Genomic DNA, 23,453 nt, shown 5'->3' on the forward strand with positions numbered 1-23,453 from the left:
CCTTCAGAGATGATACGGCACATAGCCCTAGGCTTGGACGACTAGCACCTCCGGCCAAAACCACACCACGTAAAGGCTGAATCCGCGAGGATCTAATCCGGCACACGCAATTCTGTTCGACTGTTAAATACCTCTCAGGCAAGCGGAGCGCGCAGGCCAGGAAGGCCGGAGGCGAAAAGGATCGAAGCCCGAAAGGGCCGAGACTGGGCGGAACGCCATGGCTCGGTTCACGACAGCCTGGCCGCTATCAGCGGCACGCCTAACGCCTACAACTCACTGAAGCCGATTCGGTGATGCGACATATCAGCCCCCAGCCAAGCGCTTGAACTCACGCAGACTCCTACGACCGTTATCCCGATTAAAGGTAGCCACAACGTAACGGGAACTAACGGTAGTAATAACCCAAAACCTCCCTTCCCTCGCTACCTTCTGGATGTCCGAAGTCCGGATCAAATGCCCATCTGAGAAGCGCCCATATGGCCCTTTGCGCGCGTGACCGAATACCACGCCTACAGCACTGCAAGCGTGTATTTGAACGTTCAACAAGAACGCGGTGACCTCGTCCTCATACCCCTGCCCGACAGCTCGAGCAATTCGAAGCAGGTCAAAATCAGAGTAACGCTTAACATGGAAGTCGACTGAAACCGTGCTGATGTCTGTCATGACTATTACGCCCCCGCCATCTCGGCTGAAGCAGCTTTTACAGGGCTGCGCCGGTACAGCTCTTTCAGCCCTGCCAGTGACTCAACATTGAGACCTGGCTCATGCGAGTCGATGTATACCTTGCCACCCTCGACCTCGAGGATCGACACCGGAACTTCTTCCCGGCTAAAGCCCATGGAGAGAGACATTAGCTTTTCCATCTTCCAGCCATCACCGTTCATCCAGCCGGGTGTGACCGCTTGGACTTCCCGGACAATCAGGCTTTCATCTTGCGCTAACAACAGCTCAACGAGTCGGGCCTCATCGTTGGGCATCTCTACACAATCCCTGAGTTGACCATCAAGAAGACGCTGAACACTGACATGGTACCAGTGGGTAGCGAGAGCTCGGGAAACGCAATGCCAGTGCATTAGCCCGTCGCCAAACATGCCAGGAATACCGGCCATATCAGCTTGGTGGGAACGGAACATATTTTGATCTCTGGAATAGTCGAGTCGTCACGAGCAAGGCCGTGACACTTAAAAGATGGAGAAGATGCCTTGCAGGGTGGAAGGCTTGCGATACCCCGGCCCCTTCAGAACGTAGATCGTGTTCCTTGTCCCGAAGAGATAGCCATCCTTGAAGGCATGAGCGATTGTCGACCTGACCCAATCACCAGGCTCGAAGCGCCGCTGTTCGTCGTGAACAACCTTGTGGGCAAACAGGAACATGGGATGGCACCCAGCCGCAGCCACCCTGGTCAACTCCTCTTCCGTGAGGATGGCGTCCAAGATGACCCATTCCTCGACAACGCAGAGAGGCATCCACTTGAAGTGTCCTCGAGCAGCGAGGAGTAAATCATCAAGAGTCAGATCAGAGCCGACCAGCTCAACGCCTCCCTCCCCCAGTAGCCCGTCGCTGAGTGGGCTATCCATCAAGCACATCCCCGCATTTCATTTTCCATAAATCGCTGGCTAGACCGCTGAACCGCCAAAAGAACAACTATAGACGTTTGTTTGGCGGCAGGCAAACGGGGCATACCTCTTGGTTTTTGGGGATTCGCAATGTTGCTCCGTCAGTCCTTCGCGGCAGTGCTGCAATTGCTACGCATGCGCAAGGGAATATCGCAACCCTCTATAAGCAAGCACGTCGACCAAAGGACAGTCAGTAAATTGGAGCTGGCCAAGAGCTCTGTATCCCTCGAGACGAGCTATAAGCTGGCTTCCGGTCTCCAGGTTGAAGCCACCACGCTCATTGCGCTGACCGTTGCCTCACACGATCACCGCACAGCCAGGGAGATCCTTCTTTCCTCATTGGCTGAGATCGAAGCTCTGGAACTAGCTGACATCGCTCTACCTGAACACCCGGAATCCAAGACACCGTTGAACGTATCTGCAGCAAGAGAGAAATTGCAGGCAGTCCAGCAGTTGAAAGCGAAAGGAACTACTCAGGCTGAGGCAGCTAGAGAACTCGGATTGCCTGAGTCAACAGTGCGACGGATGTGGCATCAGGAACTGGACAGCTGACAGCACGATGGTCAAGCGCCTGTGCTTCTCGTCATTGCATCATCACTTGGTTCAAGGAAGCTGAATGGGCTGATTCGGATGCGGCTTTCCGACACCACCATGCAGGCCACTACGCTTATCAGCTGAGTCGGCGGCTGACTGCTTCATGAGGCACGCATCTGCCAACAGAATCGCACAAACTACCTTCGGCCTTCCGAGCAAGCCGAGACCTTTAGTAGGAGCCGAATTGGATCACTCCTATCAGCTCGCCCAGCTACCGAGCTGGTCATAACGGGAGCTCGGCTACGCGCCCTCAGCGTTAGAAATGTTGATGCATCGGAAGGAAAAACGAGGGGAGGATAATGGAAATAAAGGTGACAATTGTCAAAATTGGCGATGGTTGACGGGAGGGCTTGAGAGCCCCATGAATGCTCAGGCCGCCAGCGGTGGTGCCGAAATTTTTGACAAGAAATTGGCCATTTGTGGTGACATTAGCAATATCGGCTTGCCTTCGTAGAAGACGGTGGTACAGCCGCTCATCAACGGCCCGTAGACGATCAGTGAATGGCCGACCACCCAACCGACGTCGGATATGCCCCACCACACATCGCCAGCCTGCATGCCATAGATATGGCGAATGGCGTAACACAGCGCCACGGCATTGCCGCCGTTTTCCCGGACGATACCCTTGGGTTTCCCGGTGGTGCCCGACGTGTACATGATGTACAGCGGGTCGCCGGCATCCAGCTCGACGGGCGCCACCGGCACGGCGCCGGCCAAGGCCGCCTGCCAGTCCAGGTCGCGGCCTGGCAGCAGTTCAGCGTGCGCCTGTGGCCGCTGCAGCACCAGCACATTGCGCGGCTGGTGCCGGGCCAGTTGCAGGGCACGGTCAACCAGCGGTTTGTAGGCAATGACCCGGTCGAACTCCAGCCCGCACGATGCCGTCAGCAACAAGGTGGGCCGGGCGTCATCGATGCGCAGGGCCAACTCGTTGGCGGCAAAGCCACCGAACACGACCGAATGCACCGCGCCGATCCGCGCGCAGGCCAGCATCGCCATGGCTGCTTGCGGCACCATGGGCATGTAGATGATCACGCCATCGCCCTTGTTCACCCCCAGCTGGCGCAGCAAACCGGCCAGGCGTGCTACCTCGTCGCGCAACTGGTTGTAGGTGTAGGTCTGCTGCACGCCGGTTACGGGCGAATCATAGATCAGCGCCAACTGCTCGCCCCGGCCCTGCTCGATCTGGTGATCGAGGGCCAGGTAACAGCTGTTGAGGCGGCCGTCAGCGAACCAGCGGTGGGTACCGTCGGCGTTGTCTTGCAGGGTCAAGGCAGGCTTGCGGTGCCAGGCCAGGTGTGCGGCCTGTTCCGCCCAGAACGCGGCAGGGTCGGAAATGGAATGGGCGTAGCTGTGCTGGTAGCTCATGTCGTTAGAAACCCGGTACTTGTTGTTATTGAAGGGCGAAACTTGAGTATGGACCGCTATACCCACGCCGCCATGGGACTAAAGTCACAACCGACCTGCAAATTTGCAGACAACGCAATAGCGCCCCATAACGGTGCAAAGCCTCTAGAATAGGCAACCCCTTCAAACACCGAGCAGCCCATGGACATCGATCAGGCCCGTACCTTCCTGGAAATAGTGCGTTGCGGCAGCCTGGTCGCCGCGGCCGAACGCCTGTTCGTGTCTCAAACCGCGATCACCGCGCGCGTGCAGCGCCTGGAACAGCAACTGGGTTGCCAGTTGTTCGTGCGTAGCCGCAGCGGCGCCAGCCTGACCAGCGATGGCGAAGCGTTCGTCAGTTATGCCAACCAGTTGGTGCAAACCTGGGAAGCCGCGCGCCGCGACCTGCCGTTGCCTGAAGGTTGCCAGCAGGTGCTGCATGTGGGCGGTGAGGTGAGCCTGGGCAACCCGATGATGCTCGACTGGGTAAGTGCCCTGCACCGTGAATTGCCCAGCCATGCCATCCGCAGCGAGGTGAGCGATGGAGAGTCGCTGCTGCGCAAGGTCGAGATGGGCTTGCTGGACGCCGCGCTGGTCTACCAGCCGACCTACGGTCCAGGCCTGCAGGTGGAGCAGTTGATGGAAGAGAAGCTGATTCGCGTGCGCCGGGTCGAGCGGCCCGAGCCGTACATCTACATCGACTGGGGCGAGGCCTTCCGCCGCCAGCATGATGCGGCCCTGCCCGACTGCGCACGCCCGGCGCTAAGTTTCAACCTTGGCCCGCTGGCCCTGCAGTTCATACTCGACCAAGGTGGCAGTGGCTACTTCCGCACGCGGGTGGTGCAGGCCTATCTGGACAGCGGCGTGTTCGAGCGGGTACCGCAGGCACCGGAGTTCACCTACCCGACCTTTCTGGTGTACCCGCGTAAACGTGACAGCGAAGCCCTGCAACAGGCCTTCGCGATCCTGCGTCGGCTGGTAGCTGCCGGCGCCAGCGACTGGTCACAACGCTGGGACCCGGTTATCTGAAGCCTCGGTCTTGCTGAGCAACTGACGCTTGAGGCCGGCGATCAGGTCGGTCTGGGTGATCACCCCCACCAGCGTGTCGGCATCAAGCACCGGCAAGCAGTGCAGGCCTTGTTCGCACAACAAGGGCAGCAGGCGTTCCAACGGGTGCTGGCTGCTGACACTGACAACCCGCCTGCTCATCACTTGCGCCATGCGCACCGCCTGGCGGCCGAACAGACCGCGCCAGCTGAAACGCCCACGCTGCATCGCCGGGCCAACCAGGTCGCTGAGGCTGACGATGCCTACAAGCTTGCCGTGCTGCAGGACTGGCAGGGTTTTCAGGTGATGGCTGGCGAGCATTTTCCAGGCCTGCTCCAGCGTGGTATCAGGCGTGACGAACTGCACATCGCGGGACATCACCGAGGCCGCGGTGATACCGCCAAGGCTGCGCTGCAGGGCGTGCTGCTCGGTGGCGAGGATGATGCGCTCCAGCTCGTCACGGGTGACATCGACGAACTCGCCCAGCTCTTCCAGGGCCTGGTCCAGGTCTTCACTGCGGATGCCGACCCGCTCGCTGGGCAGCGGGTCATGGGTGTGGTGCAGGTCTTTGCGTGGCACCGTGCCTTTCGGGTAGCGCACCCCCGTCAAACGGTTGTAGGCGATTGCCACTGTCACCAGGATCAGCGCATTGAGCAGCACCGGCTCCAGCAGGTGATCGCCCATGGCGGTCAACCCCGGGTCGGCCAGCACCGCGCTCACTGCCACACCGCCACCCGGCGGGTGCAGGCAGCGCAACAGGCACATGACCAGGATCGAGATGCCGAGCGCCGCAGCGGCCACCCACAGCTCGGCGCCGAAGCCTTCACGCATGGCCAGCCCCACTGCACCCGCCAGGGCGTAGCTGCCCAACACCGGCCAAGGTTGGGCCAAGGGGCCGGAATGCACCGCAAACACCAGTACCGCCGAGGCTGCCAGCGGGCCGAGCAAGTGCAGGGCGATGCTGGGGCCATAGACCATGCTGGTCAGCCAGCCCGCGAGGAAAAGGCCAAGCAGCGCACCGATTCCGGCACGCAACCATTCTTTTGGGGGGATGTTGAGAGGGGCCGGCAACAGCCGCTGCAGACGACTTTCGGAACGCGAGGCAGACATTTGGGCAATCGGGATCTTTGGTTTTTCTGTTTAAAAAGAAAGCCCAGCCGAGCTGGCCTGGGCCTCGTATTGCGCATGCAATACCACAAGGGGCTCCGTCCGTGGAGAGATGGAAACCGCAGGGTTTCGTGGGGCGATTTTGCCGGGTGGGGGGAATTTGGGCTAATTCAAAAAACTGCGGCTGTACTGCAATTTTTTTGCAGTACTGATAGGGCCAAAGGGGCACTGCGCGCCCTTTCGCGACACAAGGCCCCACAGGGTATTGCGTACACCTGTGGGAGCGGCCTTGTGTCGCGATGGGCCGCACAGCGGCCCCGGCATTAACGAGCCTTGCGCGGCAGGTCGATGCTCACCCGCAGGCCGCCCAGCGGGCTCTCCAGCAAGGCCAGGCGCCCGCCCCAGGCATCAACGATATCGCGCACGATGCCCAACCCCAGCCCATGCCCAGCCACCTGTTCGTCCAGCCGCGAACCACGCTCCAGCACCTGCTGCCGCTGGTCTTGCGCAATACCCGGGCCGTCGTCATCAACCCACAGCCGGTAGCCCTCGGCGTTCGGCGCGATACCCAGGCGCACTTCGCTGTCTGCCCACTTGCAGGCATTGTCCAGCAGATTACCCAACAGTTCCAGAACGTCCTCGCGGTCCCAGGGCAACAACACCCCGGGCGACACATCACTTGCCAGCAGCAGGCCCTCGCCATGAATCATGCCCAAGGTGCCGAGCAACCCCGGCAGTTCGGCATCACAATCGAACTGCGCGCCCGGCAGCGCATCCCCTGCCAGGCGCGCACGGTTCAGCTCGCGCGCCAGGCGTTCCTGAATCTGCTGCAACTGCTCACGCATTTGCGCCCGTACCTCCGGCAGACCCTGCAAGCGTTCACTGGAGGCCAGGCTCAGCAGCACCGCCAGCGGCGTCTTCAGCGCATGGCCGAGGTTACCGAGGGCATTGCGTGAACGGCGCAGGCTGTCTTCGGTATGGCTAAGCAAATGGTTGATCTGCCCCACCAGCGGTACCAACTCGCTGGGCACCTCGGCATCCAGCTGCGAGCGCTGCCCCTGCTGCAGCTGGGCGATCTGCTGGCGCGCCCGCTCCAGCGGCCGCAGCGAGCGGGTAACCGTGATGCGCTGCAGCACCAGAATCAGGATCAGCGCCACCAGGCCCATGCCCAGGCCGATCTGCTGCAAGCGCCGAAAACCTTCGCGCACCGGCGAATAGTCCTGAGCCACACTGATCGAAATGTCCTGGCCCAGGCGCCGGTAGTCGGCACGCAGGGCCAGCAGTTGCTGGCCTTCCGGGCCGAGTTCATGGCTATCGGAAAGCCCGGGCGCTGCGGGCTTGGGCATGTCCAGGTCCCACAGCGAACGAGACCTCCAGGTACCCTGGTCGAAATCGATGCGGAAGTAGTAACCGGAAAACGGCCGCTGATAGGCAGCCGAGATGCGCCGCTCATCCAGCTGTAGGCCCGAAGGCCCGCGCACCAATGCCACCAGAAGGTTCTCGCTTTCGTTGCGCAGGCCGTTTTCCAGATAACGTTGCAGGCCGGCCTCGAACAGCCACAAGGTCAGTTGCGCCAGCACCACGCCGACCACCACCAATACCGCCACCAGGCCCAGGCTCAGGCGCGCCTGGATCGACTTCACTCGCCGCTCCCGGCATAGATGTAGCCTTGCCCGCGACGGGTTTCGATCACACTGCGGCCCAGCTTGCGGCGCAAATGGTTGACGTGGACCTCCAGCACGTTCGAGTCGCGCTCGGTTTCACCGTCGTAGAGGTGCTCGGCCAGGTGGCTTTTGGACAGGATCTGCTGCGGGTGCAGCATGAAGTAGCGCAGCAGGCGGAACTCGGCGGCAGTCAGTTGCACGTCCACACCCTCGCGGCTCACGCACTGACGGCTTTCGTCAAGGTGCAGACCGGCCGCTTCCAGCTTCGGCTGATTGGCCAGGCCACGGGCACGGCGCAGCAACGCCTGGATGCGCAGTTGCAGCTCCTCGGGGTGGAAGGGCTTGCTCAGGTAATCGTCAGCCCCGGCCTTCAGCCCTTCGATGCGCTCGGCCCAGGAGCCGCGGGCGGTGAGGATCAATACCGGTGTGGCCAGGCCAGCGGCGCGCCACTGGGCCAGCACGTCCAGGCCAGGCAAGCCAGGCAGGCCGAGGTCCAGGATGATCAGGTCGTAAGGCTCGCTTTGCCCCTGGTAAACCGCGTCACGGCCATCAGCCAGCCAGTCCACGGCATAGCCCTGGCGCTGCAGGCCGGCGGTCAGTTCATCGGCCAACGGTACGTTGTCCTCGACAAGCAACAGGCGCATTCAGTCATCTTCCTCGTCTTTGAGCAGGGCGCCGGTGCTGGCATCGAGCTTGATCTCGCGTACCACACCTTCAGTCGTCAGCAACTCGACTTCATATTCGTAGCGATCATCGTCTTCTTCCAGCTCGGCTTCCAGCAGACGCGCCCCGGGGTGACGCCCCAGGGCGGTTTCGAGCAGTTGTTCGAGCGGCAGGATGATGCCCTTCTGACGGAGCTTCAGGGCTTCATCCTGGTCCAGGTCGCGGGCAACAGCCAAGGAGCAGACGGCAAGCAGCGAGAGCGCCAGGTAACGTGCCGTCCGGGATACATGGATCATCAGTTGTCTCGTGCGTCCTTGAGTACCTCACCGGTCTTGGCATCCATGTCGACGTCCCATTCGACGTTCTGCGTATCACGCAGTTCGACCTTGTAGATGTAGCGGCCGTACTCGTCTTCAAGCTCCGAGTCAGTGACGGTGGCGCCTGGGTGCTTGGCCACGGCAGCGGCCTTGAGCTCGTCCAGCGACTTGATGGTCTTGGCGTTGACCAGTTTGACCACTTCGTCAGGCTGAACGTCCTTGGCGAAGGCGGCATTGGCGCCCAGGGCAAGGGCAGCGGCGGTGATCAGGGCAGTCATGGTTTTCATCGTTCTTCTCTCCTGAGAACTGTGCAAGTTGTCTACGGGGTTAAGATTAACCAGCGGTCCTTAATTCAACCTGAAAACAGCTGGCGGCATGATAGCGCAGTTACGCCGCCAACCCGACTCGGCCCCGTGCAAGGTGCGGCCTTGTGCTGCGAAAGGGCCAATACAGGCACCTACAGGTGTGTTATCTGTAACGGCTGCTTTTCGCCCAAGAGACCCGCCATGAGCGCCATCCACATCAAATACCCCGCCCTCACCTTCAAGGCCGGCCAGCGTGCCTTGCGACACATCCGCGAGCGCGGCCTGCAGGCGGCCGATGTCGGGGTATTGCCGGGCGCGGCGGGTGGGCCGAAGCCGCTGGGCATCCAGGGCCTTGACCTGGCGCTGTTCGGCGAGTGGCTACCCTCGGCACCCCGTCAACGTGCCCTGATCGGTGCTTCGATCGGTGCCTGGCGCTTTGCCAGCGCCTGCCTCGACGACCCGGTCGCCGGCATCCGTCGCCTGGGCGAGCTATACACCGAGCAGGATTTCGCCAAGGGCGTCACCCCGGCCGAAATCAGCCGCAGCTGCCAACGCATGCTCGATGACCTGCTGGAAGGCCGCGACGGCCAGCTGCTGGCCAACCCACACTACCGCCTGAACATTCTGGTGGTGAAAAGCCATGGCCAGCTCGCGCACGACCATCGCGGCCGCCTGGGCCTGGGGCTGGGCTCGGTGGTTGCCAGTAACCTCCTGGGCCGTTCGCGCCTGGCCCGCCACTTCGAGCGCATCATTCTGCACGATGGGCGCGCCGCGCCGCCGCTCGACACGCTGACCGACTTCCCCTCACGCTACCTGCCGCTGGACTTGACCAACCTGCGCCACGCCCTGCTTGCTTCCGGGTCGATACCGATGGTCATGCAGGGCGTGAAAGACATCCCCGGTGCCGGCGCCGGCACCTACCGCGACGGCGGCCTGCTCGACTATCACCTCGACCTGCCCTACCGCGGCGACGACCTGGTGCTGTACCCGCACTTCACCGACAAGGTCGTACCCGGCTGGTTCGACAAGGCCCTGCCCTGGCGCAAGGGCGATGCCACCCGCCTGCAAAACGTGCTGCTGATGACGCCTTCGCCGCAATACCTGGCCGCCCTGCCCTACGGCAAACTGCCCGACCGCAACGACTTCAAGCGCTTCATGGGCGATGCGCCAGGGCGCAAGCGCTATTGGTACAAGGCCATTGCCGAAAGCCAGCGCCTGGGTGATGAACTGCTGGAACTGACCGCCACCGGGCGGCTGCATGAACGCCTGCAAGCCTTGTAGCGGCCATGCTGGTAGACTGCGCGCATTATTGATTCACACAGAGTTATGACAGCGTGGAAATTTTCAAGGAATTCACATTCGAATCGGCCCACCGCCTGCCCCACGTCCCTGAAGGGCACAAATGCGGCCGTTTGCATGGCCACTCGTTCAAGGTCGGCCTGCACCTGACCGGCCCGCTCGACCCGCACACGGGCTGGATCCGCGACTTCGCCGAGGTCAAGGCGATCTTCAAGCCGATCTATGATCAGCTGGACCACAACTACCTGAACGACATCCCCGGCCTGGAAAACCCCACCAGCGAAGTGATCGCCAAATGGATCTGGGACCAGGTCAAGCCGCTGATGCCGGAGCTGTCCAAGGTGCGCATCCACGAAACCTGCACCAGCGGTTGCGAATACACCGGCGACTGATTCGCCCGGCTCACTGGCCCTGCGCGCTGCCCATGGCATCGCGCAGGAAGCTGGGGGCGATGTAGCGCTGGTAGTGCGCCTCTGAAAGCAGGAAGAACTCGCGATCGATCGCATCGCGCAATTGGGGCAGTTCCCAGTCACGGAACTCCGGCAGCAACGCCATGCCATAGGCCTCCAGATCACGGATCATCCGCGCCCCGCGGGCAATCAGCTGGTAAGCCCAGCAATACGCCGACTGCTGCTCGACAAAGCGGATGGAGCGTTGCTCCAGTTGCTGGCGCAGCAGGCCTTTGTCGAACACCTCAAGCTTGGCCATCATCACCTGCACCAGCAGCTGCTCAAGGCGCAACCACACGGCACGCTTCTGCGTGTCGTCGTAGCCGTTCCAGTTGATCACTTCGTGGTGAAAACGCTTGCAGCCACGGCACACCGTGTCTCCGTACACCGTGGAGCACAGGCCGACGCAAGGGGTTTTGATGGACTTGTTGGACATGAAAAACAACAGCTTGGCGATGGAACACAGGCCCATGTTAGCCCTTTGTCTAACCAGGGTCACTCGTTAAAGTCATGAACACCGCCTTACCTTCAGGCTTTTTTTACCGTAGAATCATCCGGCCTTTTCAAAGGCAACAATGTCCGTTGGAAGCTGTTTTCAAAGCGTCACGAGCACAGTTGATCCGGTAGAACGGCGTTGGCCCGGGCCATGCATCCCTCGCATGCCCGCGCCAGCCCTCATCAGTCCCCGTTCTGCAGGCGTAAAACTTTGAAAGCAGCTTCTGTAAGGATTCCTTGCGACCCTGGTTGGGCGGCCCACAAAGCCGCGGCAGCGCATGGGTGCATTGAATGCTGGATAAGCGTCCCGGACCCCCTTTAGGGACCACTGATGAGGGAAATAACTGTGCTTGAAGCCTACCGCAAACACATCGAAGAGCGCGCCGCCCTGGGTATCGTTCCCCAGCCGCTGAACGCCGAACAAACTGCAGGCCTGGTCGAGCTGCTGAAAAACCCGCCGGCCGGCGAAGAAGCCTTCCTCGTAGACCTGATCACCAACCGCGTACCGCCAGGGGTCGACGAAGCTGCCTACGTCAAGGCCGCTTTCCTCTCCGCCGTCGCCAAGGGCGAAGCCAAGTCGCCACTGATCGACCGCAAGCACGCCACCGAACTGCTGGGCACCATGCAGGGCGGCTACAACATCGAAACGCTGGTCGCACTGCTGGATGACGCCGAACTGGGCGCCGTCGCGGCCGAACAGCTCAAGCACACCCTGCTGATGTTCGATGCCTTCCACGACGTGGCCGAAAAAGCCAAGGCCGGCAACACGCACGCCAAGGCAGTCCTGGAATCCTGGGCTGCCGGCGAGTGGTTCACCTCGCGCCCGGCCATCGCCGACAAGTACACCCTGACCGTGTTCAAGGTGCCTGGCGAAACCAACACCGACGACCTGTCGCCTGCCCCGGACGCCTGGTCGCGCCCTGACATTCCGCTGCACGCCCTGGCCATGCTGAAAATGGCCCGCGACGGCATCGAGCCGCAGCAGCCTGGTTCGGTCGGCCCGCTGGCCCAGATCGAAGCCGTCAAGGCCAAGGGCTTCCCGGTTGCCTATGTCGGCGACGTGGTCGGTACCGGTTCCTCGCGTAAATCCGCTACCAACTCGGTACTGTGGTTCTTCGGCGACGACATCCCTTACGTGCCGAACAAGCGCGCCGGTGGCTTCTGCTTCGGCACCAAGATCGCCCCGATCTTCTACAACACCATGGAAGACGCCGGCGCCCTGCCGATCGAATTCGACTGCACCAACCTGGGCATGGGCGACGTCATCGACGTTTACCCATACAAAGGTGAAGTACGCCGTCACGACAGCGACGAGCTGGTCACCAACTTCGAGCTGAAAACCGAAGTGCTGCTGGATGAAGTCCGCGCTGGCGGCCGTATCCCGCTGATCGTCGGCCGCGGCCTGACCGAAAAAGCCCGCGCCGAGCTGGGCCTGGGTGCTTCCGACCTGTTCAAGAAACCAGAGCAGCCTGCCGATTCCGGCAAGGGCTTCACCCTGGCGCAGAAAATGGTCGGCCGTGCCTGTGGCCTGCCAGAAGGCCAGGGCGTGCGCCCAGGCGCCTACTGCGAGCCAAAAATGACCACCGTCGGCTCCCAGGACACCACGGGCCCGATGACGCGCGACGAGCTGAAAGACCTGGCATGCCTGGGCTTCTCTGCTGACCTGGTCATGCAGTCGTTCTGCCACACCGCGGCCTATCCGAAGCCGATCGACGTCACCACCCACCACACCCTGCCAGACTTCATCCGCACCCGTGGCGGCGTGTCGCTGCGCCCAGGCGACGGCATCATCCACAGCTGGCTGAACCGCATGCTGATGCCTGACACCGTAGGTACCGGTGGCGACTCGCACACCCGCTTCCCGATCGGCATCTCGTTCCCGGCCGGTTCCGGCCTGGTGGCCTTCGCTGCCGCCACCGGCGTCATGCCACTGGACATGCCAGAATCGATCCTGGTGCGCTTCAAGGGCAAACTGCAGCCAGGCATCACCCTGCGTGACCTGGTTCATGCCATCCCTTACTACGCCATCCAGAAGGGCCTGCTGACCGTCGAGAAGAAAGGCAAGAAAAACGCCTTCTCCGGCCGCATCCTGGAAATCGAAGGCCTGGACGAACTGACCGTCGAGCAAGCCTTCGAGCTGTCCGACGCCTCGGCCGAGCGTTCCGCTGCCGGTTGCACCATCAAGCTGCCGGAAAAGGCCATCGCCGAGTACCTGCAGTCCAACATCACCCTGCTGCGCTGGATGATCGGCGAAGGCTACGGCGATGCCCGCACCCTGGAGCGCCGTGCCCAGGCCATGGAAGCCTGGCTGGCCAAGCCTGAGCTGCTGTCGGCCGACGCCGATGCCGAATACGCCGAAATCATCGAAATCGACCTGGCCGACGTCAAAGAGCCTGTGCTCTGCGCGCCGAACGACCCGGACGATGCCCGCCTGCTGTCCTCGGTACAAGGCGAGAAGATCGACGAAGTGTTCATCGGTTCGTGCATGACCAACATCGGTCACTTCCGCGCTGCCGGCAAGCTGCTGGAGAAGGTCAAGGGTGGCATTCCGACCCGTCTGTGGCTGGCTCCGCCAACCAAGATGGACGCTCACCAGCTGACCGAAGAAGGCTACTACGGCATCTACGGCAAGGCCGGTGCACGCATGGAAATGCCAGGCTGCTCGCTGTGCATGGGCAACCAGGCACGTGTGCAGACCGGTTCGACCGTGGTCTCCACCTCGACCCGTAACTTCCCGAACCGTCTGGGCGACGCGACCAACGTGTACCTGGCATCGGCCGAGCTGGCCGCTGTCGCTTCGATCATCGGCAAACTGCCGACCGTCGAAGAGTACATGCAGTACGCGAAAGACATCGACAGCATGGCTGCCGACGTTTACCGCTACCTGAGCTTCGACCAGATTGCCGAGTTCCGCGAAGCGGCAGCCAACGCCAAGATCCCGGTGGTTCAGGCGTAAGCTGATTTACACGTTGTAAACAAAGCCCCGGCAGCGATGCCGGGGCTTTGTTGTTTTGGCCTGTGCCGGCCGCTTCGCGGCTAAAGCCGCTCTAACAGGGCCCCCACGGTGTTCGAGACCTGCGCATGCCCTTGTAGGAGTGGCTTTAGCCGCAAAACGGCCGGCACAGGCCACCTCATATCACAAACAAGTCCACGAACCTGTGCACAGCCGTGCCTTCCAGCTTCTGCTGGTCCTTGCACAGTTCGAAAACCTGCTGGCACCGCTGCCGGGCAAAGCGGGTCGCCAGGTTGGCCCTGAACTTGGCCTCCAGCAACGGTATCCCCTCCCCCCGCCGCCGACGATGCCCGATCGGGTATTCCACCACCACTTGCTCGGTGCTGCTGCCATCCTTGAAGAACACCTGCAGCGCGTTGGCGATCGAACGCTTGTCCGGCTCCAGGTACTCGCGACTGAAGCGCGGGTCTTCCACCACCTCCATCTTCTCGCGCAGGCGGTCGATACTGGGGTGGTTGGCATGGAAGGCGTCCTCATAATGCTCGGCTACCAAATGGCCAAAGATCAGCGGCACGGCCACCATGTACTGCAGACAGTGGTCACGGTCGGCGGCATTGGCCAGCGGGCCGCTCTTGGAGATGATGCGGATCGCCGACTCCTGGGTGGTGATGACGATGCGGTCGACTTCATGCAGGCGGTTACGCACAAGTGGATGCAGAATCACTGCCGCCTCACAGGCGGTCTGGGCGTGGAACTCGGCAGGGAAACTGACCTTGAACAGCACGTTTTCCATCACATAGCTGCCCAACGCCTGGGGCAGGCGCAGCTCGTACTGCCCGGCGGGCTTGAGCGCCAGGTCTTTGTTGGTGTGGCTGAACGAAACATCGTAGAACCCCCACTGCGTCGCCGTGAGCACGCCCGGCACGCCCATCTCCCCGCGCAAGGCGATGTCGGCCAGGCGCACACCTCGGCTGGAGGCGTCACCCGCAGCCCAGGACTTGCGCGAACCGGCGTTGGGCGCGTGGCGATAGGTTCGAAGGGCCTGGCCGTCGACGAAGGCGTGGGACAAGGCCGAGAGCATCTGCTCACGATTGGCCCCCATCAGCCTGGCACACACGGCGGTCGAGGCGACCTTCACCAGAATCACGTGATCGAGGCCGACGCGGTTGAAGGCGTTTTCCAGCGCCAGCACGCCCTGGATCTCATGCGCCATGACCATGGCCTCCAGCACATCACGCATCAGCAGCGGCTGTTCACCCGCGGCAACCCGTTTTTGTGACAGGTGGTCAGCCACTGCCAGGATGCCGCCAAGGTTGTCCGAGGGATGAGCCCATTCGGCGGCCAGCCAGGTGTCGTTGTAGTCCAGCCAGCGCACCGTGCAGCCAATGTCCCAGGCAGCCTTGACCGGGTCGAGGCGATAGGAGGTGCCGGGGACGCGAGCACCATTCGGGACCAGCGTGCCTTCCACCTGAGGACCAAGGAGCTTGGTGCACTCAGGGAAGCGCAAGGCGAGAAGGCCGCAACCGAGGGTGTCCATCAGGCAGTTGCGCGCGGTGTCCAGGGCCTCGAGGGATTCGACCCGGTAGCCGATGGCGTAATCGGCCAGGGTTTGTAGCACCCGGTCGTAGTCCGGGCGGTCATTGAGGTCTACGTTGGCGCTCATATCCAGCTCCCTTCAGAATTGCCGGGGTTGCTGTGCAGCCCTTCGCCGGCTCACCCGCTGCCACGGGTTGACCACAGCATCCAGAAGCTGTGGTTGCCCTGTGGCAGCAGGCAGGCCCGCGAAGGGCCGCCAAGCGGCCCCAACGAACTAAAGCCGAGCGCCAGTGGTGCGTTAGAAGCTGTCGCCAGGTACGCGAACCCAGCCCTCCATCAGCACGCGAGCACTACGGCTCATGATTGCCTTGGTTACCGTCCACTCACCCTTCACCTGGCGTGCCTCGGCTCCGACCCGCAGGGTGCCCGAAGGATGACCGAAACGCACAGCGCTGCGCTCGCCACCGCCAGCGGCGAGGTTGACCAGCGTGCCCGGAATGGCCGCCGCAGTGCCAATTGCCACCGCAGCCGTACCCATCATGGCATGGTGCAGCTTGCCCATCGACAAGGCCCGCACCAACAGGTCGATCTCATCGGCCTGCACCGCCTTGCCACTGGACGCAGTGTAGGTGCTCGGCGGCGCGACGAACGCCACTTTCGGCGTGTGCTGACGCCCGGCAGCCTGATCGACGTTGTCGATAAGCCCCATGCGCACAGCGCCGTAGGCGCGAATGGTCTCGAAGCGCAGCAGCGCCTGCGGATCGCCGTTGATGGCGTCCTGCAGTTCGGTACCGGTGTAGCCGATATCGGCAGCATTGACAAAAATGGTCGGGATACCGGCATTGATCATGGTCGCCTTGAACGTACCGATCCCCGGCACTTCCAGGTCATCGACCAGCTTGCCAGTGGGGAACATGGCACCGCCACCGCCGTCTTCATCGGCTGCAGGGTCAAGAAACTCCAGCTGCACCTCGGCCGCCGGGAAGGTGACCCCGTCCAGCTCGAAGTCGCCGGTTTCCTGCACTTCACCTTCAGTGATCGGGACGTGGGCGATGATGGTCTTGCCGATATTTGCCTGCCAGATACGCACGGTGGCGATACCGTTGCGCGGAATACGCGCCGGGTCGACCAGCCCACTGCTGATGGCAAACGAACCGACCGCAGCGGACAGGTTGCCGCAGTTGCCACTCCAGTCGACGAAGGCCTTGTCGATGCTGACCTGGCCAAACAGGTAGTCGACATCGTGTTCGGGCTTGATGCTTTGCGACAGGATGACGGTCTTGCTGGTACTGGACGTGGCGCCGCCCATGCCGTCGATCTGCTTGCCGTAAGGGTCGGGGCTGCCGATTACCCGCAGCAGCAGTGCGTCGCGAGCGGGGCCTGGAATTTGCGCCTGCTCGGGCAGGTCTTGCAGGCGGAAGAACACGCCTTTGCTGGTGCCGCCGCGGATGTACGTGGCGGGGATTTTGATCTGGGGTACATGTGCCATTTTCTTGGGCATCCTGATAGTCCGGTGAAATACCCTGGGGCTGCCTTGCAGCCCTTTCGCGACACAAGGCCGCTCCCACAGGTACTGCGCCGCCCTTTGTGGGAGCGGCCTTGTGTCGCGAAAGGGCCGCAAAGCGGCCCCCGATTCATGCTCAGGCGGTCGCTTCGAGGAAGTCCTGGGCAAAGCACTGCAGCACCCCGCCCGCTTCGTAGATCGACACTTCCTCGGCGGTGTCCAGGCGGCAGGTCACCGGTACCTCCAGGCGCTCGCCATTGGCACGGGTAACCACCAGGGTCAGGGTCGCCCGTGGCGTACGCGCACCCAGCACGTCATAGGTTTCGCTGCCATCCAGGCCCAGGGTGTTGCGGTCGGTGCCCGGCTTGAACTCCAGCGGCAGCACGCCCATGCCTACCAGGTTGGTGCGGTGAATACGCTCGAAGCCTTCGGCCACGATCGCCTCGACACCCGCCAGGCGCACGCCCTTGGCCGCCCAGTCGCGCGACGAACCCTGGCCGTAGTCGGCACCCGCAACGATGATCAGCGGCTGCTTGCGCTGCATGTAGGTTTCGATTGCCTCCCACATGCGGGTAACCTTGCCTTCCGGCTCGATACGCGCCAGCGAGCCCTGCTTCACGCTGCCATCGTCGTTGCGCACCATTTCGTTGAACAGTTTAGGGTTGGCGAAGGTGGCGCGCTGGGCGGTCAGGTGGTCGCCACGGTGAGTGGCGTAGGAGTTGAAGTCTTCTTCCGGCAGGCCCATTTTCGCCAGGTATTCACCGGCGGCGCTGTCGAGCATGATCGCGTTGGACGGCGACAGGTGGTCGGTGGTGATGTTGTCCGGCAGCACCGCCAGCGGGCGCATGCCGCGCAGGGTGCGCTCGCCGGCCAGGGCCCCTTCCCAGTAGGGAGGGCGGCGGATGTAGGTGCTCATCGGGCGCCAATCATACAGCGGCGCAACTTTCGGCCCGCGGTCTTCCTCGATGGCGAACATCGGGATGTAGACCTTGCGGAACTGCTCCGGCTTGACCGCAGCACGCACCACCGCATCGATCTCTTCGTCGCTGGGCCAGATGTCCTTGAGGCGGATTTCCTTGCCGTCGACCACCCCCAGTACATCCTTCTCGATGTCGAAGCGGATGGTACCGGCTATGGCGTAGGCGACCACCAGCGGTGGCGAAGCCAGGAAGGCCTGCTTGGCGTACGGGTGGATACGCCCGTCGAAGTTGCGGTTACCCGACAACACGGCAGTGGCGTACAGGTCGCGGTCGATGATTTCTTGCTGGATCACCGGGTCCAGGGCGCCGGACATACCGTTGCAGGTGGTGCAGGCGAAGGCGACGATGCCAAAGCCAAGCTGCTCCAGCTCCTTCTCCAGCCCTGCCTCCTCCAGGTACAGCTGCACCGCCTTGGAGCCGGGTGCCAACGACGACTTGACCCACGGTTTGCGGGTCAGGCCCAGCTTGTTGGCATTGCGCGCAATCAGGCCTGCGGCAATCACGTTGCGCGGGTTGCTGGTGTTGGTGCAACTGGTGATGGCAGCGATGATCACCGCGCCGTCCGGCATCTGCCCCGGCACTTCTTCCCAGCTGCCGGCGATGCCTTTGGCCGCCAGGTCGCTGGTGGCGACACGGGCATGCGGGTTGGACGGGCCGGCCATGTTGCGTACCACGCTCGACAGGTCGAAGCTCAGGGTGCGCTCGTAGACGGCGCCGCCCAGGCTGTCAGCCCACAGGCCGGTGGCCTTGGCGTAGGTTTCCACCAGTTTGACCTGCTGCTCTTCACGGCCGGTCAGGCGCAGGTAGTCGATGGTCTGCTGGTCGATGGCGAACATCGCCGCCGTGGCGCCGTATTCCGGGGCCATGTTGGAAATGGTGGCGCGGTCGCCCAAGGTCAGGGCGCGAGCACCCTCGCCATGGAACTCCAGGTAAGCGCCGACCACTTTCTGCTTGCGCAGGAATTCGGTCAAGGCCAGTACCAGGTCGGTGGCGGTGATGTTCGGGGCCAGTTTGCCAGTCAGCTCGACGCCGACGATTTCCGGCAGGCGCATCCAGGAGGCGCGGCCGAGCATCACGTTTTCGGCTTCCAGGCCGCCTACGCCGATGGCGATCACACCCAGTGCATCGACATGCGGCGTGTGGCTGTCGGTGCCGACGCAGGTGTCCGGGTAGGCGACACCGCGGTCGCTGTGGACCACCGGCGACATCTTCTCCAGGTTGATCTGGTGCATGATGCCGTTGCCCGGCTGGATCACGTCGACGTTCTTGAACGCCTTCTTGGTCCAGTTGATGAAGTGGAAGCGGTCTTCGTTGCGGCGGTCTTCGATGGCGCGGTTCTTTTCGAAGGCCTGCGGGTCGAAACCACCGCACTCGACGGCCAGCGAGTGGTCGACGATCAGTTGCACCGGCACCACCGGGTTGACCTGGGCCGGGTCGCCGCCTTTGTCGGCAATGGCGTCACGCAGGCCGGCAAGGTCGACCAGCGCAGTCTGGCCAAGGATGTCATGGCACACCACGCGGGCCGGGAACCACGGGAAGTCGAGGTCGCGCTTGCGCTCGATCAGTTGGCTCAGCGAGGCATCGAGCGTAGCAGGATCGCAGCGGCGCACCAGGTTCTCGGCGAGCACGCGGGACGTGTATGGCAAGCCGTCGTAGGCGCCGGGCTTGATCGCCTCGACCGCCGCGCGGGCATCGAAGTAGTCCAGGTCGGTGCCTGGCAGGTGCTTGCGGTATGCAGTGTTCATCATGGAATCAGGCTCGGTCACAGGATTCGGAAGGTTTCACCGTACCTGTGGGAGCGGGCGTGCCCGCGAATGCGTCAGCAGGTGCACAGTGGTTGCAAGGCCGGCGCATTCGGGGGCACACCCGCTCCCACAAGGGGAACGGGTTGCCTCTCTATAGCTATTCAGCGCTGCTCGATCGGCACGAACTGGCGCTGTTCGACGCCGACATACTCGGCGCTCGGGCGGATGATGCGGTTGTTGGCGCGCTGCTCGAAGACGTGCGCCGCCCAGCCGGTCAGCCGCGAGCAGACGAAGATCGGGGTGAACAGCTTGGTCGGAATGCCCATGAAGTGGTACGCCGAGGCATGGTAGAAGTCGGCATTGGGGAACAGGCGCTTCTGCTCCCACATGGTCTTGTCGATGGCTTCGGACACCGGGTACAGCACCTTGTCACCCACTTCGTCAGCCAGCTGCTTCGACCAGCCCTTGATCACCTCGTTGCGCGGGTCGGACTCTTTGTAGATGGCATGGCCAAAGCCCATGATCTTGTCTTTGCGCTCGAGCATGCGCAGCAGCTCGGCGGTGGCTTCCTGCGGGCTCTGGAAGCGTTCGATCAGTTCCATCGCAGCCTCGTTGGCACCGCCGTGCAGCGGGCCACGCAGCGAGCCGATGGCTGCGGTAACGCAGGAGTACAGGTCAGACAGGGTCGAGGCGCAGACGCGGGCAGTGAAGGTCGAGGCGTTGAATTCGTGTTCAGCGTAGAGAATCAGCGACACGTTCATGACCTTGACGTGCAGCTCGCTCGGCTTCTTGCCGTGCAGCAGGTGCAGGAAGTGGCCACCCAAGGTGTCTTCATCAGTGGTGCAGTCGATGCGTACGCCATGGTGGGTGAAGCGGTACCAGTAGCACATCACGGCCGGGAACAGCGCCAGCAGACGGTCGGTCTTGTCGCGCTGGGCTTCGAAGGTCAGTTCTGGTTCGAGGGTGCCCAGTACCGAGCAACCGGTGCGCATGACGTCCATCGGGTGGGCATCGCGCGGGATGCGCTCAAGCACTTCCTTCAAGGCTTGCGGCAGGTCACGCAGGCCCTTGAGCTTGCGCTTGTAGTCGGCCAGTTCGGCCTGGGTTGGCAGCTCGCCGTACAGCAGCAGGTAGGCGACTTCTTCGAACTCGGCACCGGCCGCCAGGTCACGCACATCATAACCACGGTAGGTCAGCCCGGCACCGGCCTGGCCCACGGTCGACAGTGCAGTCTGGCCGGCCACCTGGCCACGCAGGCCTGCGCCACTGAGTACTTTTGCTTCGGCCATGGTGTTTCTCCTTTCTTGAATTTGTTATGGATGCTTTCTGGCTAATTCGGGCGCTAGCGCTTAGCCCTTCTTCTGGGCAAACAGTGCATCGAGGCTCTGCTCGAAGGCGTGATAACCAATGGCATCGTAAAGCTCCATGCGAGTCTGCATGGTGTCGATCACGTTCTTTTGCGTGCCGTCACGACGCAGTGCGGCATACACGTTCTCGGCCGCCTTGTTCATGGCGCGGAACGCCGACAGCGGGTACAGCACCAACGACACGTCGACCGAGGCCAGCTCTTCGGTTGTGTACAGCGGCGTGGCACCGAACTCGGTGATGTTGGCCAGGATCGGTGCCTTCACCCGATCAGCGAAAGTCTTGTACATCTGCAGTTCGGTGATGGCTTCCGGGAAGATCATGTCGGCGCCCGCTTCGACACACGCCTCGGCACGGTCCAGGGCGGCGTTCAGGCCTTCGACGGCCAGCGCGTCGGTACGCGCCATGATCACGAAGCTGTCATCGCTGCGGGCGTCGACGGCAGCTTTGATACGGTCGACCATTTCCTGCTGGCTGACAATTTCCTTGTTGGGGCGGTGGCCACAACGCTTGGCGCCAACCTGGTCCTCGATATGGATAGCGGCAGCGCCGAACTTGCTCATCGAGCGCACGGTACGGGCAACGTTGAAGGCCGAAGCGCCGAAGCCGGTGTCGACATCCACCAGCAGCGGCAGGTCGCACACGTCGGTGATACGACGCACGTCGGTGAGCACGTCGTCCAGGCCAGTGATGCCCAGGTCTGGCAGACCCAGGGAGCCAGCGGCCACGCCGCCACCTGACAGGTAGATGGCCTTGAAGCCGGCACGCTTGGCCAGCAGGGCATGGTTGGCGTTGATGGCGCCAACTACCTGCAGCGGGTGTTCAGCGGCAACGGCGTCACGGAAACGCTGACCGGGGGTGCTCTTGACTGTCATTTCTCACCTCGTGTGCTGTTGTTGTGGGCGTCCAGGTAGTGACGCTCGATATTGCGCTTGGACGCGCCGATGTGGCGGCGCATCAGGAGTTCGGCCAGTTCGCCGTCACGGTCGGCGATGGCATCAAGAATGCGATGGTGCTCGGCAAAGGCCTGGCGTGGCCGGTTGGGGGTGGCAGAGAACTGGATACGGTACATGCGCACCAGTTGGTACAGCTCGCCGCAGAGCATCTTGACCAGGGTCTGGTTGCCGCTACCCTGAATAATCCGGTAATGGAAGTCGTAGTCGCCTTCCTGCTGGTAGTAGCCCAGACCGGCCTGGAACGCGGCATCGCGCTCATGGGTGTCGAGCACCCGGCGCAGTTCGTCGATGTCGGCCTGGCTCATGCGTTCGGCGGCCAGGCGGCAGGCCATGCCTTCCAGCGACTCGCGAATTTCGTACAGCTCGATCAGTTCGGCGTGGTTGAGCGATACCACCCGCGCGCCCACATGCGGCACGCGCACCAGCAGGCGCTGGCCTTCAAGGCGGTGGATAGCTTCGCGTAGCGGCCCGCGGCTGATGCCATAGGTGCGCGCCAACTCCGGCTCGGAAATCTTGCTGCCGGGGGCGATATCACCCTTGACAATGGCCGCCTGGATGCGTCGGAAGACGTTTTCGGAGAGGGTTTCCGTTTCGTCTGTCAGCACCGGGCCGGGGGTGGAAAGGTCCTGCATATTGTCGACACCTTTTAAATCTCTTCGCCAGAAACTAACGAAACGAGCCCTCCAAGTCAAAGACAAAATGAACATTGTCGACAATCGTCTAATCGCGAACTATCACCACTACAACGCTGTCAGATCGCGCACCGCTGGCGTCAAGACGTCGGCGTGATAGAATGCCGCGCCTCCGATGGGGTATGGATAGCCTGTCTGTCATGCATTCGTGCCTGTTGACAGATCAACGAGGAAGCTTGCGCAGTAATTGCCAGTCACCTTGACCTGAACCTTGCCTAGAACCTTGCAATGCACCGCGCCAGGAATATGAGACTTACACCCGTTTTATTGCTGCTATGCCTCACCCTGCTGCCGGCCCTTGGCCAGGCTGCGGGCAAGACCGTGTATGGTCTCAACGAATACGCACATCTGGGCGACCTGGACCTGGAAGTGGCCGCCAAGCTCGACACCGGTGCCAAGACCGCCTCGCTCAGCGCCCGCGACATCAAGCGGTTCAAGCGCAATGGCGAAAGCTGGGTACGCTTCTACCTCGCCATCGATGCGGCCCATTCGCACCCGATCGAACGCCCACTGGCACGCGTCAGCAAGATCAAGCGCCGGGCCGGCGACTATGATGCCGAATCAGGCAAGGCCTACACGGCCCGCCCGGTCATCGAACTCGAAATCTGCATGGGCCAGACCAGGCGCACCATCGAAGTCAACCTCACCGACCGCAGCGCCTTCCAGTTCCCGCTGCTGATCGGTTCCGAGGCGCTCAAGCACTTCGACGCACTGGTTGACCCAAGCCTTAAATATGCGGCCGGCAAACCTGCCTGTGCCACCGACGCTCCCAAAGCAGAGTAA

At 62.3% G+C, this 23,453-nt stretch carries 21 protein-coding genes and 1 pseudogene; 6 read left to right on the plus strand and 16 right to left on the minus strand.

What is annotated here, in order from left to right:
• Positions 1-303 precede the first annotated feature (303 nt).
• From KW568_RS19330 to KW568_RS19340, 3 genes are read right to left on the minus strand one after another with little or no spacing between them, the layout of a single operon-like run.
• Positions 304-663, minus strand: coding sequence for a hypothetical protein (locus KW568_RS19330; RefSeq protein WP_004573889.1), 360 nt, complete (start codon positions 661-663; stop codon positions 304-306).
• A gap of 5 nt (positions 664-668) precedes the next feature.
• A complete protein-coding gene (locus tag KW568_RS19335) occupies positions 669-1,133 on the minus strand; it encodes a hypothetical protein (RefSeq protein ID WP_004573888.1) in 465 nt (154 codons plus the stop codon).
• Positions 1,134-1,181: 48 nt separating this feature from the next.
• Complete coding sequence (locus KW568_RS19340; protein WP_033726360.1) at positions 1,182-1,577, minus strand: DUF6957 family protein; 396 nt, start codon at positions 1,575-1,577, stop codon at positions 1,182-1,184.
• Between the two features lie 129 nt (positions 1,578-1,706).
• On the opposite strand from KW568_RS19340, the gene KW568_RS19345 reads away from it, so the two are divergent.
• Positions 1,707-2,168 (plus strand): helix-turn-helix domain-containing protein, encoded by a 462-nt coding sequence (locus tag KW568_RS19345; protein ID WP_004573886.1) that lies wholly within the window; start codon positions 1,707-1,709, stop codon positions 2,166-2,168.
• 477 nt (positions 2,169-2,645) lie between these two features.
• Here the strand turns inward: KW568_RS19345 and KW568_RS19350 are convergent.
• Positions 2,646-3,575: pseudogene (locus tag KW568_RS19350) on the minus strand (AMP-binding protein); the annotation flags it as partial.
• A 180-nt stretch (positions 3,576-3,755) separates the two neighbouring features.
• Between KW568_RS19350 and KW568_RS19355 the strand changes: the two are divergent.
• The gene (locus KW568_RS19355) at positions 3,756-4,622 is read left to right on the plus strand and encodes a LysR family transcriptional regulator (RefSeq protein WP_004573884.1); all 867 of its coding nucleotides are present in this window, start codon (positions 3,756-3,758) and stop codon (positions 4,620-4,622) included.
• Here the strand turns inward: KW568_RS19355 and KW568_RS19360 are convergent.
• From KW568_RS19360 to KW568_RS19380, 5 genes are all read right to left on the minus strand, one after another.
• The gene (locus KW568_RS19360) at positions 4,596-5,750 is read right to left on the minus strand and encodes an HPP family protein (RefSeq protein ID WP_004573883.1); all 1,155 of its coding nucleotides are present in this window, start codon (positions 5,748-5,750) and stop codon (positions 4,596-4,598) included. The two genes, KW568_RS19355 and KW568_RS19360, sit on opposite strands and share 27 nt — an antisense overlap.
• A gap of 320 nt (positions 5,751-6,070) precedes the next feature.
• The gene (locus KW568_RS19365; protein ID WP_004573882.1) at positions 6,071-7,390 is read right to left on the minus strand and encodes a sensor histidine kinase; all 1,320 of its coding nucleotides are present in this window, start codon (positions 7,388-7,390) and stop codon (positions 6,071-6,073) included.
• Positions 7,387-8,055 carry a response regulator transcription factor gene (locus KW568_RS19370; protein WP_003250345.1) on the minus strand — a complete coding sequence of 223 codons (669 nt, stop codon included), beginning with the start codon at positions 8,053-8,055 and terminating at the stop codon, positions 7,387-7,389. The genes KW568_RS19365 and KW568_RS19370 overlap by 4 nt, the downstream gene beginning before the upstream one ends.
• Positions 8,056-8,370, minus strand: coding sequence for a PepSY domain-containing protein (locus tag KW568_RS19375; RefSeq protein ID WP_003250344.1), 315 nt, complete (start codon positions 8,368-8,370; stop codon positions 8,056-8,058).
• Positions 8,370-8,678 carry a PepSY domain-containing protein gene (locus tag KW568_RS19380; RefSeq protein ID WP_003250340.1) on the minus strand — a complete coding sequence of 103 codons (309 nt, stop codon included), beginning with the start codon at positions 8,676-8,678 and terminating at the stop codon, positions 8,370-8,372. Before KW568_RS19380 ends, KW568_RS19375 begins: the two co-directional genes overlap by 1 nt.
• A gap of 219 nt (positions 8,679-8,897) precedes the next feature.
• Here KW568_RS19380 and KW568_RS19385 point away from each other — a divergent pair, with 219 nt between their 5' ends.
• Positions 8,898-9,977, plus strand: a complete 1,080-nt coding sequence (locus KW568_RS19385) for a patatin-like phospholipase family protein (RefSeq protein WP_004573881.1) — start codon at positions 8,898-8,900, stop codon at positions 9,975-9,977.
• A gap of 53 nt (positions 9,978-10,030) precedes the next feature.
• Complete coding sequence (queD, locus tag KW568_RS19390; RefSeq protein ID WP_003250327.1) at positions 10,031-10,387, plus strand: 6-carboxytetrahydropterin synthase QueD; 357 nt, start codon at positions 10,031-10,033, stop codon at positions 10,385-10,387.
• Between the two features lie 10 nt (positions 10,388-10,397).
• Here the strand turns inward: queD and KW568_RS19395 are convergent, their stop codons facing one another.
• Complete coding sequence (locus tag KW568_RS19395) at positions 10,398-10,880, minus strand: DUF1289 domain-containing protein (RefSeq protein WP_004576787.1); 483 nt, start codon at positions 10,878-10,880, stop codon at positions 10,398-10,400.
• A 405-nt stretch (positions 10,881-11,285) separates the two neighbouring features.
• On the opposite strand from KW568_RS19395, the gene acnB reads away from it, so the two are divergent.
• Positions 11,286-13,895: a bifunctional aconitate hydratase 2/2-methylisocitrate dehydratase gene (acnB, locus tag KW568_RS19400; RefSeq protein ID WP_004576788.1), complete on the plus strand. Its 2,610-nt coding sequence runs from the start codon at positions 11,286-11,288 to the stop codon at positions 13,893-13,895.
• A 175-nt stretch (positions 13,896-14,070) separates the two neighbouring features.
• Here the strand turns inward: acnB and prpD are convergent, their stop codons facing one another.
• The 6 genes from prpD to KW568_RS19430 all read right to left on the minus strand — a co-directional run bounded on the left by prpD (position 14,071) and on the right by KW568_RS19430 (position 22,610).
• Positions 14,071-15,555 carry a 2-methylcitrate dehydratase gene (gene prpD / locus KW568_RS19405; protein ID WP_003250321.1) on the minus strand — a complete coding sequence of 495 codons (1,485 nt, stop codon included), beginning with the start codon at positions 15,553-15,555 and terminating at the stop codon, positions 14,071-14,073.
• A 171-nt stretch (positions 15,556-15,726) separates the two neighbouring features.
• Entirely contained in the window at positions 15,727-16,917 is a 1,191-nt protein-coding gene (gene prpF, locus KW568_RS19410; protein WP_003250318.1) for a 2-methylaconitate cis-trans isomerase PrpF, read from the minus strand.
• A 151-nt stretch (positions 16,918-17,068) separates the two neighbouring features.
• Complete coding sequence (gene acnD, locus KW568_RS19415; protein ID WP_004576789.1) at positions 17,069-19,657, minus strand: Fe/S-dependent 2-methylisocitrate dehydratase AcnD; 2,589 nt, start codon at positions 19,655-19,657, stop codon at positions 17,069-17,071.
• A 161-nt stretch (positions 19,658-19,818) separates the two neighbouring features.
• Positions 19,819-20,946, minus strand: coding sequence for a 2-methylcitrate synthase (prpC, locus tag KW568_RS19420; protein ID WP_003250313.1), 1,128 nt, complete (start codon positions 20,944-20,946; stop codon positions 19,819-19,821).
• A gap of 60 nt (positions 20,947-21,006) precedes the next feature.
• Positions 21,007-21,897 (minus strand): methylisocitrate lyase, encoded by an 891-nt coding sequence (gene prpB / locus KW568_RS19425; RefSeq protein ID WP_003250310.1) that lies wholly within the window; start codon positions 21,895-21,897, stop codon positions 21,007-21,009.
• Entirely contained in the window at positions 21,894-22,610 is a 717-nt protein-coding gene (locus KW568_RS19430) for a GntR family transcriptional regulator (protein WP_003250308.1), read from the minus strand. The genes prpB and KW568_RS19430 overlap by 4 nt, the downstream gene beginning before the upstream one ends.
• A 306-nt stretch (positions 22,611-22,916) precedes the next feature.
• Between KW568_RS19430 and KW568_RS19435 the strand changes: the two genes are divergently transcribed.
• On the plus strand, positions 22,917-23,453 hold the full coding sequence (locus KW568_RS19435; RefSeq protein ID WP_010953297.1) for an ATP-dependent zinc protease: 537 nt from the start codon (positions 22,917-22,919) through the stop codon (positions 23,451-23,453).

Source organism: Pseudomonas sp. HD6515, assembly GCF_024971855.1.
Taxonomy (GTDB): domain Bacteria; phylum Pseudomonadota; class Gammaproteobacteria; order Pseudomonadales; family Pseudomonadaceae; genus Aquipseudomonas; species Aquipseudomonas alloputida.